The following is a 12,036-nucleotide window of genomic DNA, read 5'->3' on the forward strand; positions in this document are numbered from 1 at the left end:
GCAGCCACTTGTTGACAGCCTAATCTACTTAATTCACTGCGATTTTATTCATGCTAAATTCACTGTCGTTGAACACTAGCTGACTCTGGTCTCGGCCTGCTTGATGCTCTAAGTAACCCGCCTGACGTAGTGCCAAAATATAGGCAGCCAAGGGGCTGTAGCTAAATAGCTGGTCACTCACATCGATGTTTAGTTTTAAGTCTAAATAACGTAAGAGCTGTAAGGGCTTAGATATCTCGGTGAGCTCAAAGGGCAATAGCTTGGCCAGTCCAGAAAGTTGTAGATCGCCCTTTAGTACGGTTTGTGAGTAATTTGAATCGATGTTCACGGCGAGCTGATCAAGCTGCCAGTCGAGTCCCGCTGCGACGATTTGTTGTACCAGTGGATCCAGCGCGCTTGCTTGGGTCTGCTGCTGTTTGAGTTGGCTCAATTGAATTAAACTATCCATTGGCATCCCCCCTAATTGAGAGCGTAAGCGCAGTTTCTCCATCGTGAGATGTTGTTCACCTTCTGAAAAATGGAGCTTACCGAGTTCGCCATTAATCCCCAAATAAGCCTTTTGTTGCTGTTCGCTAAATTGGTTGTTGACCTTCAGTTGCTGTAAATCGAAGCTCATATGAGCTTCGGCGAGTTGAAAGCTGAGGCTGGCGACCGACCAGTTAGCTTGCTCGACTAGTGTCCATTGCTGATGTTGGGTAAAACGTTCACTGAGCTGTATTTGCCCAATCGAGATGAAATCGCCTTGCTGTTGGTGGTCAGTTAAATGCATTCCTTGCCAATCGAGATTCAACTCTCCTTGCTGCATGGCTAAGTCGCTGGTGAGATTAAGCTGTAAAGGGGCTACGTTTAGTTCGACTTGTTGCAAGGTTTGTTGAAAGCCCTCTAGCTTAAATTGCTGGGTCAGTCGTTGTCGGATAATATTTGCCTGCCAACGCCCTTGATGCGCGAAAGGTGCGAGTTGGTAATGTTGCAGTAGCGCTTGATAGTCAGCTTGCTGCGGGTCAAATTGCCATTCTCCAGTTAACCACAGCGGCCAAAAGGTCACTCGTTGTTGAATCACTAGGTTCACGGCTCGGGGAGCTAAACCCAATTGTTGCAAATCGCCTTGAAGTTGCCAGGTTTCGTTCTGCTGCCACCAGTTGCTGTTGTCGATTTGCCGACTCAGTTGCCATTGCTGTTGCTGTGCGAGTTGAGTGAGCCATTGGCTGACTTGCTGCTGATATTGATAATGGCCGAGGCCTTGAGCAAGTCCAAGTAAGCCGAGTAGTAACAGCGCGCAGAGCAATAATTTTTTCATTTCAGCAGGTCCATTGATGGTAACTAGCGATGCAAAGTCTGGTCATTCTATATGGATTTGTTAAGGAATGCTGTAGGCTGAGCTGTGCTTGGATTTGAGGAACTGAGAGTTTGGATGATTTATTTGCGGTGCTTGCTGGTCTTTATAGCCCCCTCCAGGCATTACTGTTGCTTACCGCATTTTACGCTAGCCATCGCCTGAATAGGCATTCTTCGGGGGACGTTTGGTGGCGCTTAGGTTTGAGCCTGGGGATGACTTATGGGCTGATGTTGGCTGACAATTATTATTCGTGGTGGCCAAGTCTGGGTCTTGATTACAGTACCCATACCGCCTTGGCCTTTAGTCTTCAAATAGCGCTGGCGCAGCTGTATCCCCGTTGGCGGGGACTGAGTTGGCTGGCCTACGGGGCTTATCTTTGGTTAATGTATCACTTGGCCTACCACAGCCTGATGGATATGTTAACCAGTATGTTGATTGTTGGTTTACTGTTGTATTTAACTGTAAGATGTAAAACTTGGCTTCATTTGACAAAATAGTTAATCATCAATAGTGGTTGGCGCGAGTCGCCGCCTGTGTTTAGCTTACTTGTTGGTTGATAAGCGATAAGGAATGAGTTTATGTATAAGGTCGTTTGCCCAGAAGCTCTCGGTGAAATGGACAAATACTACCAATTTCGCTGGGAAGTATTAAATAAACCTTTACAACTCCCTTTAGGGAGTGAACGTGATGCTTATGATGCGCATAGTATTCACCGGATGATCCATGACCGTAATGGTGAAGCGCTGGCTGTCGGGCGTTTGTTTCTGAGCGACAATAAAGAAGCTCTCATTCGTCATGTGGCGGTAGCTCCTGAACAGCGGAAAACCGGTTTGGGAACGCTATTGATGTTAGCCTTGGAAGCGGCGGCTCACGAAGAGGGGGTGCAGCGTATCGTGGTGAATGCTCGGGGTGAGTCGCAAGCTTTCTTCCGTAGTTGTGGTTTTGAGCCCGCAGGGAGCCCAAATTTTGATAAGGTAAAAGTTAAAGTTCAGCAAATGGTGAAAGAGCTTTCTGCTGAGCATCGTTTTGTTCGTCAACCAAAGTTGTGCACAGCCTTACAGCAAATGTTTAATCAGCAGATCCCAATGAGTGAAAAAATGGGCTTGCGTTTACACCAGTATACCGGAAAGCAGCTTACCACCAGGCTCGCGCTGGCGGGTAATAGTAATCCGCATTCGACCATGTTTGCTGGCAGCATCTATAGCCAAGCGGTGTTGTCGGGTTGGGGAATGATTTGGTTAATGTTGGAAGAGCATGGTTTTGCTGGTGATATTGTTTTGGCAAAGGGGGAAATTAAACACCGTAAAGCGATTAGTGACGATGCTCTCGCAACCGTGAATAAGAGTCAAATGAAGGGTAGTTTACTGCCTTTGTTAGACGCTAAAAAATGTAAGATGACGGTCACTGTTGAAGTTTACTGTGAGAAAAAATTGGCCGCTGAATTCAAAGGATTTTACATCATTTTGCCTCGGACCGAGGCAAATCATGAAGCGTCGACGGCTGCGATTTGATGATTGTTCGCTGATTTATTTTTGCTTCGCGGAATTATTGTTATATTAGCTACGTAAATAGATCTTCATCGATTCATCTGGAAAGCTTATATGCAACATCTTTATCGCTTTAGCCTCAAACAGTTATCGGTGTTTGTCACCATCGCTGAAACTCAGAGTGTGAGTGTGGCGGCACAGCAGCTTGCGATGAGCCAGTCAGCGGCCAGCATGGCATTAAGCCAATTAGAATCAGGTTTGGGGCAACGTTTATTTGAACGTCAAGGGAAGCGCTTACGCTTGAATCATTGGGGCCATTGGTTACGTCCCCGAGCGAAGCGGATATTGATGGAAAGTCAGCATGTGATGCAAGGATTTGCTGGCCAGCAAATTATTAGTGGAGAGTTGGCTGTGGGGGCCAGTCAAACCATTGCTGAGTATTTTCTCGCTCAGATCATTTCTCGTCTCGACCAAGACTATCCGGATTTAGTGATTAGCCCACAGATTAGTAATACCGAATCGGTGGTGGGGGGCTTACTCGATTATCGACTGCAGTTGGGCATGATAGAAGGCCACTGTGTGGATAGCCGGATTGTGCAACAAGTTTGGTGTGAAGATCATCTGGTGGTGGTGGCGGGTCAGCAACACCCACTAGCAACCAAGTCGCAGGTGAACTTAGCCAGCTTAAGTCGGGCCCGTTGGGTATTAAGAGAAGGCGGTTCGGGGACTCGAGAGATCTTTAACGGTGCGATTCATGGCAAAATTACTCGACTGAAGGTATGGCGGGAATACAACCACGTCCCCAGCTTGATTGCACTGGTGGCGAATGGGGCTTACTTAAGTTGTTTGCCCTGGCGTAGCGTTGAGCAGGCAGTGCAGGCAGGCCAGCTTGTGCGCTTAACGACTCCCGATTTAGATATGCGTCGTAGTTTCAATTTTGTGTGGCGTAAAGATAGTAGCCAAAACCCATTGCGTGACTGTTTGATTGAACAGGCGCTGTCCCTAAATACCGGCTCTATTCCACATCCTTCTTTAGATTTACTTAGCTAGGGCTGTACTTGGTTGAGAGGATAGCGACACGGCTGTACTTGTGGCGTTTGGACAAATTGATGTTGTTCTACAAGATAACGGCGTTGCGAACGGTGATGCTCGAGGCTCATCGAAGGGGCACCGCAAGCTTGGTTAGGGCTGTACTTGGTTGAGAGGATAGCGACACGGCTGTACTTGTGGCGTTTGGACAAATTGATGTTGTTCTACAAGATAACGGCGTTGCGAACGGTGATGCTCGAGGCTCATCGAAGGGGCACAGCAAGCTTAGCTAGGGCTGTACTTGGTTGAGAGGATAGCGACACGGCTGTACTTGTGGCGTTTGGACAAATTGATGTTGTTCTACAAGATAACGGCGTTGCGAACGGTGATGCTCGAGGCTCATCGAAGGGGCACCGCAAGCTTAGCTAGGGCTGTACTTGGTTGAGAGGATAGCGACACGGCTGTACTTGTGGCGTTTGGACAAATTGATGTTGTTCTACAAGATAACGGCGTTGCGAACGATAGTGGTCGAAGCTCATTGTCGGTGCGCTCCAGCGACCATCAATGGTATGCACTAAGCGCCAACAAGGCTGGTCGGCGACCACAAACTGCAAATTGTCGAAGCGTTGAGCGGCTAAATCGATATCACCTTGGAGGGTAAGTTGGTAGCGCAAACCGGGTAAGCGTTGGGGGGCAAAACTTAACTTCCCTTGACCAATGGTGGCGCTAAGCGCCAGATTAGTAAATTGAGTCAAGCCCTTTGGTAAGCTGTTCGGTGCTTGCCAAAAAACAGCGAGTCCGTTGGCAATCAAGGGATTGGGATCTTCGAAGTATTGCCGAGGGCTTTCGATGATTTGGTCAAGGGTGACTTCCAGATCGACACCGGGGAGTTGCAATAACTGACTATGTAAATCGATACTACCGTCGATATTATGATTAAAGTCTTGCAGCTTGCCGTGTAGTTTGCCGCTAAAGGTCAGATCGCCTAATAATTTGAAATCGCGATTATCGGCTAACCTCGCCAATGAGCTTAAGTTGAGTAACAATCCTGAAATTTCAGCTTTCCAAGGTTTGTGCTGTTGATCTAATAAAGCTTGTCCCTGTAATTCAAATTGGCCCAGCGGTAGTTCCCCGTATAAATTGAAATAGCCTAGTTGTTGTTCTGCTCCGACATCCATGCTGACATGGCTCAGTGCGATCCCTCGAAAGGCCAGTTCTGGCGCTTCAATGAATAATTGAGCACTGGGTTGCCAGAGTTGCTCGATATTCTGCCATTGGCCATCTTTGAGCAGCGCTAAATGACGTAACTCAACATTTAAGCCTTCAGCTGAGAATGGAAACTGATCCAAATAAGACAGCAGTTTTACCTGTTGTAAATTGACCTGCTCAATATTAAGTTGTTGTAATCGAGGGCTTGTCGTCAGTGCTTGGGAGACTTGTTCAGTAGCATTGTCCTTCGTTTGCATCAGGCTTAGCCAACTAGGTTGAATTGGGATTTCACTATTGCTCAAGGTGAGCTGTTGGATGTTTAGCGCCGCTTGTTGCCAATGGTAGTCTAGCGCTAAGCTCAGTTTTCCTTTAAAGACATCGCTGCGGAAAGCATCGAGGGTAAAGCGCCCTTGAGCGACCGCTCCGCTGGCGGTGAGTTCACTTAATTGAAATTGGTCGAAGGTGACCTCATCAGCGATAAAGGCATAGTTAGCGGTGACTTGCTCTTGCTTGAGAGGCCAGCGGCTGTGAATATTTTCCAACTCACCGGTAAAGTGGTTGAGCACCAGATTATGCCCCGAAACTTGCGTGGCCATACTGATTTTATTGAGCAAGATACTATCGATATCAATTTGCTCAAGCCAACTGAAAGAAGGGAATTGTTGGCCCTGAGTGGATGCTTGGTTGGCTAATGGTGATTTATCTTTAGGCTGAGTAAAGTGCTCGATTCGAGCATTGTTCAATACCAGTTGTTGAACTTGTAAGTGTTTGTTGCTCAGCTCTCCTGAACCATAAAATGAACCTTGCCAGAGGTCGGCTCCAAGATGTGTGATGCTTAGCTTTTGGTTGCTATATTGAAGGTTGAGCTGTGGCAGTTGCACCTCTTGATAGGGATTGTCCAGCTTTTCGGCACTGGCTTGTAAGCTAAATTGCCAATCGCTGGGGGAAGGATGAGCTAAGTCTACGGCAAAGTCTTCGATGCTTAATTTAAGCTGTTTTAGGTGATAACTTTGTTGGCCTTGTTGCCATAGTACGTCGCTGTCTTTGAGTTGTAATTGTTTGATCTGTAATTGATTTATCCAAAGCAGCGAAAAGTCTTGTTGGGTTGAGTGACCATCCGCGAGCTTGCTTGCTTGCAGCAGCTCGGGCCTCATTGCCAGTTGAGCATTTTCTAGAGTCACTAATTTTAAGCTTAACTGGCCCTTTAGAAGTGGTAGGGCTGCAAGCTCTAGCTGAACGCTTTTCGCCATGAGAGCGGCTTGCTCTGATTTGGCGAGTTCTAGACCGTAGATTTCAATACTCAGCGGATCAGTCAAAGACCAGTTACTACTTTGGTAAGTTAACTGCCAGTCACTTTGTTGATTGAACCAACCCAGGAAATCGCTTTTGTAGCGATCGGGGTGAAAAGAAAACAAGAAAAAGACTGAAGTTGCCAGTATTAGCAATAAAAAAATGGCAAATAAGTCAAGCAGGCGTTTCATGTAGGCAGCGTTTCCTTGCGACTAATTAACGTAATATTAATAAGTTGGCTATGTAGCTACAATACTTGAGTCTGCTTATTATTCATAGCCGCTTAGTCCTAGCTTAACTAAAACTGAGTCTTTAATCGTTAATCACCTTTATCTTTGCGTTTAGAGCTTGGTACAACCAAGGCTATTCCGCATAAGATAAAGACGATGCCAAGCGCTTTCAGCCCGCTAAATGTCTCGTCTATCCAAGGCAGGCTAACAGCCGCTATATAGACCAAGACATAACTTAAACTCAGCAAAGGGTAGGCTAATGACAGGGGGAGATGTCTTAAGGCCATCACCCAGCAACACATCGACAGCCCATAACAGCCAAGTCCAAATATCACCGCGAGTAAGTAGTGGTAGATCGCGCTGAATAATAAGCCCCATTGCTGCTGAAGCCAAAGCTCGCTCAGTGATGAAAAATGCAGGTTGAGTTGGCTCATGCCCCATTTCATGGCCAGTTGTGCTAATGAAATAAATAGCACACTGAGTAAGGCCAGGCTGAGGTTATATGGGGGCGCTTTTATAGCCATTGACTGGCGCCTCCTAAAATAGCTACGCCGATCACAATCAAGAGCACGCCCCACCACTGGCGAGTATGCACTTGTTCCTTAAAGGCGAACTTGGAGACCAACAACATAATCACAAAGTTGCTGCTGAGCAGCGGATAGGCCACTGAAACATCCCATTGGCTGAGCACGCCTAGCCAGGAGATGGCCCCGAGCGCCAGAAACACGATCCCCAACAATAGCGGTTTTGCCAATAGTTTGCTGCGGATCCCCATATTGGGCTGCGCAACGAATAGTAGCGCGGCTCGTTTCTGCCAGTATTGGCTCAAGGAACTACAGGCGATTGACGTCAGTAATAAAAAAATGCTCACGGCTGACTCGGCAAGGCTTGATAGTAAAGTACAGTGTAGCGGCCGCGTTGAATGCGTTGGTCGGTGGCAGGAAGGGTATCGCCGAAATGGGGTTTATCACGAAAGTAAATCAATACTGGTGCTACTTTACGATGTTGTTCAATGAATGTCGCTAGCGCAGCACTGGGGACAAACCGTTGCTGTGCATCGGGGTAGCTTAGACCATATTCGAGTTCACCCTTGGCGCTGGTTAAATACACATCACTGCGTTTGAAATACCAATTAAGGGCTGACATGGTATCGGGGTAATCGGCAACCAAAACGGTGTTAGCATCGACCAAGTGTTCAATTTGTTGAACAAATTTGGCCGGCATTTTTGAATAAATACTGAGGTTGGGGAAAGTCGCCCAAGCCAGCATAAATAGCGCCAAGGGCATCAGCATGTAACTGGCTACCTTACCATTTAAACTGTTGGCTTTAACTGCGACGACCGCCATTGCTGACCAAAAGGCGAAGATGCTAAATAGCAGCCAAGGTCGATAGCTTTCATCGGCGTCTAAGGGTAACTTGCCACTGAAATTAAGAATTAAAGTTGCTATTGCCAAGAGTGCGAACAACAGCGCATTTAGCCAGGATCCCCAATTGAGCCCACGACAGGAACGCGCAAAGGCTTGCTGAATGCCAAAGGCAAACAAAATCGCCAAGGGTGCCATAATAGGCAGAATGTAGGTGGCCAATTTACCCTTTGCTAGGGAGAAAAACAGCAAGGGTAATATTGCCCAGAGAAGGGCATAGCGTAACAGGGGAAGATGCATTTGCCCTTTTAAGTGACGCAGTGCGCTGGGGGACCAAAATAGCCAAGGTAATACTCCGGCGGCAACAAAGGGCAAGTAGTACCAAATTGGTGCCGAGTGCTGGGCATTTTCCGCAGCAAAACGCTGAATATGCTCAATCCAAAAAAAGTAATGCCAATAATCGAGCTCGGCAGCATGAATGGCTAAGGCCCAAGGGAGGCAAGCCAGCAGGGCCAGTAACATCACCCACCAGCCCCATTTAATAATTTGTTTAAATTGCTGACTCCACAGCATATAAGGCACGACCACCAGCACCGGTAGCGCTAAGGCCAGAAAGCCCTTGGTGAGTACCGCAAAACCACAATATAAACCGGCCAAACCATAATATTTAGCGCGTTGCCGGGTCGTGTCACTGCGGATGGCAAAATAGAAAGCGGTAAAACTGGCGGTGAGCCAAAGGTTTAACATGCTGTCGAGCACACTATAAGTCCCTATCCCAGAGACCATGAACATACTGAGATAGATCCCACTAGCGAGCCAGGCAATTGAGCGTGAAGCAAACCGCCAGAGTAATAACCATAGGCAGAAAGCTGCGCCAAGCGCGCTAAAGGCTGATGAAGCTCGCACTGCAAAATTGTTTTCGCCAAATACCAGCTGCGCCAAAGCGTTCATCCAATAGCCCATCACGGGCTTCTCGAAATAACGTAGACCATTAAAGTGCGGCACGATCCAGTCGCCGGTGGCGACCATTTCTCGTGAGATTTCGGCATAACGTAATTCGTCGGGAGACCAGAGATCGCGCAGCCCTAAAGGCAGTAAATACAGTAGGATAAAGAAAATGGGAACCCAGCTAGATAATTTAAGTTGTGTGTGACGCATGTTTGTTCCTAGCTTAGCTACTGATTGGTCTCACAAGCGAGGCTTGGTGACTCAGCCAGCCCTCACGACCCTCTATTTCAATGTTTAAGATACTGTCCTGCGGCCAAGTCTCGTAATGCTGATCGAGTAGGTCGCTCAGTGGCACAAACTCAATGTTGTGCTGCTTCGCTTGGATCAGCAATTGCTCAAACATTTCCGCACAAACAATGCCTTCCACTTCAGCGTGGATGGTATAAACATTGAGTGCATTCGGTTTAATTTTGTCGAGAATGGCTTGGTTATAGTTATGCTCGTCTACGCCTTCTTGACCGATCAGTTCATCATAGGTGGGTAGTGTCACTGGAATTTGGGGGGCCATGCCCGACTTGGGAACAAAGATCGACTTGCCTCTACAATCACTATTGTAACGAAATGGGAAGGCTTCCTTTTCATCGAGGGTCGTTTCGGTGCAGCGCCAGCCAGCAACGGCGCTGCAGCTGATCTCTTTGCCGATAATATCGGAGAGCATCTGGTAGCCTTTGCTGAGCTCTTTGGCTAACTCGGTGGGTGACATACTGTCGGTTTTCATTTGCCACTTGTGATGATCCCAAGCGTGCAAGCCAATTTCATGGCCAGCCAAATCTGCTTGCTTGATGACTGACGCGAGCTTGTGACCGATCACCGGCCCTGGCCAAAATGTGCCACGCAGAATGATATCCCAGCCATAAAGGCTGGCGGCCTTAGAGCGTAACATCTTCTTTAAGAAGGCTGGACGCAGCAGCCGCCAAATATGGCGGCCCATATTGTCTGGACCAACAGTGAAGAAGAATGAAGACTTAATTTGGTGCTCTTGGAAGATGTCTAATAGCTTGGGTACGCCTAAGCGCGTGCCTCGAAAGGTATCAACATCGATCCGTAGGCCAACTTTAATCGTATCTTGGACACTCATGGTTATTCGTCAACAGCCGTTTTTAGGAAGAAATCGAGGGTTTCTTCGATGGTATCTCCCATCTTGATAGTCGGCTCCCAATCGAGTAAACGCTTGGCGTTGCGAATGCTAGGTCGACGGTGCTGAACATCTTGGTAACCATCCCCATAGAAGGTTTTACTTTCGACTAAATGGTAACCCGCAAAAGGAGGGAAGCGATCGCGTAGTGGATGCGCGGCAAATTTTTCAACCAGAGTTTCCGCCATTTGCTTAATACTTGCCTCGTTGTCTGGTGAGCCAATATTAATGATTTGCCCGTCACACAGACCATCCTTATTTTCGATAATCCGGAATAAGGCTTCAATGGCTTCGGAGATATCTGTGAAGCAACGTTTTTGCTCACCGCCATCAATCAATTTAATTGGCGTACCTTCTACTAAGTTTAAGATCAGCTGAGTAATCGCCCGGCTGGAACCCACCCGCGCCGAGTTTAAGCTGTCTAGGCGAGGCCCCATCCAATTAAAGGGACGGAACAGGGTAAACTTCAGGTTGTCTTTTTTACCATAGGCCCAGATCACTCGGTCGAGTAATTGCTTAGAGGTTGAGTAAATCCATCGTTGACGGTTAATTGGACCGGTAATCAATGGCGAACTATCTTCGTTAAATTCTTCATCGGTACACATACCATACACTTCCGAAGTGGAAGGGAAGATGATGCGTTTGTTGTATTTGACACACTCGCGAACAATTTTGAGATTCTCTTCGAAGTCTAATTCGAATACGCGCAGTGGATTACGGGTGTATTCGATGGGCGTTGCGATGGCGACTAAAGGTAACACGATGTCACATTTCTTAATGTGGTATTCAATCCACTCACTGTGAATGGTGATATCACCTTCGACAAAGTGAAAATCTGGGTGGGTTAAATGTTGTTCTATCTGGTTGGCGCTCATATCCATGGCGTAAATTTCATACTTGCCATCGTCGAGTAAGCGTTTAGTTAAGTGATTACCAATGAAACCATTGGCTCCTAAAATGAGTACTTTTTGCCGTTTTTTGGCGGCGATCAGTGAACTGGCTTGTGGGCCAAAGCGCATGCCTGCGACGAGGTGTAACTCGCTGGCGAGTTGCTGGCCATTGAGATATAAACCCTGTTCACTTTGGCCAGTATTGACTACGATGGAGCCTTGAGTGCAAGCAATGGTTAGTGGCGTGGTCGCGACAATGGTTCCTGGGCTTGCATCATAATCTTGCTCGCTGATGCTGGTGCTCCAAAAAATCACCTTGCGTTCACCTAAGAAGGTAAACGCGCCAGGGTAAGGTTCGGTGACCGCGCGACAAAGATTGAAAATGGTTTGGGCGTTATCGGACCATTTAATTTCACCGTCGGCTGGGCTTCGGCGACCATAACAGCTGGCGAGGCTTTCATCCTGGGGGTTAAGCAATGACTACCCTCGATAATACTGGGCAAGGTTTGCGCGAGCAACTCACCACTGAGTTTGGTGAGTCGTTGGTGCAAAGTGGCGGCTGTGTCATTAGCATCGATGGCAAGTTTATGCTGTGCCACAATGTCGCCAGCGTCTGCTTTTGCGGTCATGGTATGGAGCGTGACTCCGGTTTCGGTTTCGCCATTCACTAGGGCCCAATTTACTGGCGCGCGGCCACGATAAGCCGGAAGTAAAGAACCATGTAAGTTAAAGCCGCCTTTGGGCGCAATCTCGAGAAGCGATTGGCTAAGCATTGAACGGTAATAGAACGAGAACATCACATCGGGCTGTAACGCCTTAATTTTTTCCAGCCATAGCGGGTGGTTGACGTCTTCAGGTGCAAATACCGGGATCCCCTGTCGTGCAGCTAATTTGGCGACCGAGTCAAAAAATACATTTTCTTGACTGTCGTCGAGGTGGGTAAAGACTGCGGCAATATTGATCCCCGCATCGAGAAGACTTTGAATGCCAATACAACCAATGTTGTGATAGGCAAATACCACTGCTTTCATGGGTTATTCCTTAGAAGTAATCGCTA

At 47.5% G+C, this 12,036-nt stretch carries 11 protein-coding genes; 3 read left to right on the forward strand and 8 right to left on the reverse strand.

The window, feature by feature from the left end:
• Positions 1-28 precede the first annotated feature (28 nt).
• A complete protein-coding gene (locus ACRRSW_RS01300; RefSeq protein WP_432455001.1) occupies positions 29-1,297 on the reverse strand; it encodes a hypothetical protein in 1,269 nt (422 codons plus the stop codon).
• A 110-nt stretch (positions 1,298-1,407) separates the two neighbouring features.
• Between ACRRSW_RS01300 and ACRRSW_RS01305 the strand changes: the two genes are divergently transcribed.
• The 3 genes from ACRRSW_RS01305 to ACRRSW_RS01315 all read left to right on the forward strand — a co-directional run bounded on the left by ACRRSW_RS01305 (position 1,408) and on the right by ACRRSW_RS01315 (position 3,873).
• On the forward strand, positions 1,408-1,833 hold the full coding sequence (locus ACRRSW_RS01305; RefSeq protein WP_432455000.1) for a hypothetical protein: 426 nt from the start codon (positions 1,408-1,410) through the stop codon (positions 1,831-1,833).
• 81 nt (positions 1,834-1,914) lie between these two features.
• The gene (locus tag ACRRSW_RS01310; RefSeq protein WP_432454999.1) at positions 1,915-2,847 is read left to right on the forward strand and encodes a YiiD C-terminal domain-containing protein; all 933 of its coding nucleotides are present in this window, start codon (positions 1,915-1,917) and stop codon (positions 2,845-2,847) included.
• A gap of 90 nt (positions 2,848-2,937) precedes the next feature.
• A complete protein-coding gene (locus ACRRSW_RS01315) occupies positions 2,938-3,873 on the forward strand; it encodes a LysR substrate-binding domain-containing protein (protein ID WP_432454998.1) in 936 nt (311 codons plus the stop codon).
• 404 nt (positions 3,874-4,277) lie between these two features.
• Here the strand turns inward: ACRRSW_RS01315 and ACRRSW_RS01320 are convergent, their stop codons facing one another.
• The 7 genes from ACRRSW_RS01320 to ACRRSW_RS01350 all read right to left on the reverse strand — a co-directional run bounded on the left by ACRRSW_RS01320 (position 4,278) and on the right by ACRRSW_RS01350 (position 12,010).
• Positions 4,278-6,542 carry a hypothetical protein gene (locus ACRRSW_RS01320; RefSeq protein ID WP_432460670.1) on the reverse strand — a complete coding sequence of 755 codons (2,265 nt, stop codon included), beginning with the start codon at positions 6,540-6,542 and terminating at the stop codon, positions 4,278-4,280.
• Positions 6,543-6,670: 128 nt separating this feature from the next.
• The gene (gene arnF / locus ACRRSW_RS01325) at positions 6,671-7,105 is read right to left on the reverse strand and encodes a 4-amino-4-deoxy-L-arabinose-phosphoundecaprenol flippase subunit ArnF (RefSeq protein ID WP_432460671.1); all 435 of its coding nucleotides are present in this window, start codon (positions 7,103-7,105) and stop codon (positions 6,671-6,673) included.
• Positions 7,096-7,452 (reverse strand): EamA family transporter, encoded by a 357-nt coding sequence (locus ACRRSW_RS01330; RefSeq protein ID WP_432454995.1) that lies wholly within the window; start codon positions 7,450-7,452, stop codon positions 7,096-7,098. The genes arnF and ACRRSW_RS01330 overlap by 10 nt, the downstream gene beginning before the upstream one ends.
• Entirely contained in the window at positions 7,449-9,104 is a 1,656-nt protein-coding gene (gene arnT, locus ACRRSW_RS01335; RefSeq protein ID WP_432460672.1) for a lipid IV(A) 4-amino-4-deoxy-L-arabinosyltransferase, read from the reverse strand. The genes ACRRSW_RS01330 and arnT overlap by 4 nt, the downstream gene beginning before the upstream one ends.
• A 13-nt stretch (positions 9,105-9,117) precedes the next feature.
• Positions 9,118-10,032, reverse strand: a complete 915-nt coding sequence (gene arnD, locus ACRRSW_RS01340; RefSeq protein ID WP_432460673.1) for a 4-deoxy-4-formamido-L-arabinose-phosphoundecaprenol deformylase — start codon at positions 10,030-10,032, stop codon at positions 9,118-9,120.
• A gap of 2 nt (positions 10,033-10,034) precedes the next feature.
• Complete coding sequence (arnA, locus tag ACRRSW_RS01345; RefSeq protein ID WP_432461088.1) at positions 10,035-11,390, reverse strand: bifunctional UDP-4-amino-4-deoxy-L-arabinose formyltransferase/UDP-glucuronic acid oxidase ArnA; 1,356 nt, start codon at positions 11,388-11,390, stop codon at positions 10,035-10,037.
• Positions 11,306-12,010 carry a formyltransferase family protein gene (locus tag ACRRSW_RS01350; protein WP_432460674.1) on the reverse strand — a complete coding sequence of 235 codons (705 nt, stop codon included), beginning with the start codon at positions 12,008-12,010 and terminating at the stop codon, positions 11,306-11,308. The genes arnA and ACRRSW_RS01350 overlap by 85 nt, the downstream gene beginning before the upstream one ends.
• Positions 12,011-12,036 lie beyond the last annotated feature (26 nt).

Source organism: Agarivorans sp. QJM3NY_25 (genome assembly GCF_050870875.2).
GTDB lineage: Bacteria > Pseudomonadota > Gammaproteobacteria > Enterobacterales > Celerinatantimonadaceae > Agarivorans.

Coding starts and splice junctions, on each gene's coding strand:
- arnD (WP_432460673.1), bottom strand. CDS start 10,032: ATGAGTGTCCAAGATACGATTAAAGTTGGCCTACGGATCGATGTTGAT.
- arnF (WP_432460671.1), bottom strand. CDS start 7,105: ATGGCTATAAAAGCGCCCCCATATAACCTCAGCCTGGCCTTACTCAGT.
- ACRRSW_RS01320 (WP_432460670.1), bottom strand. CDS start 6,542: ATGAAACGCCTGCTTGACTTATTTGCCATTTTTTTATTGCTAATACTG.
- ACRRSW_RS01310 (WP_432454999.1), top strand. CDS start 1,915: ATGTATAAGGTCGTTTGCCCAGAAGCTCTCGGTGAAATGGACAAATAC.
- ACRRSW_RS01350 (WP_432460674.1), bottom strand. CDS start 12,010: ATGAAAGCAGTGGTATTTGCCTATCACAACATTGGTTGTATTGGCATT.
- ACRRSW_RS01315 (WP_432454998.1), top strand. CDS start 2,938: ATGCAACATCTTTATCGCTTTAGCCTCAAACAGTTATCGGTGTTTGTC.
- ACRRSW_RS01300 (WP_432455001.1), bottom strand. CDS start 1,297: ATGAAAAAATTATTGCTCTGCGCGCTGTTACTACTCGGCTTACTTGGA.
- arnT (WP_432460672.1), bottom strand. CDS start 9,104: ATGCGTCACACACAACTTAAATTATCTAGCTGGGTTCCCATTTTCTTT.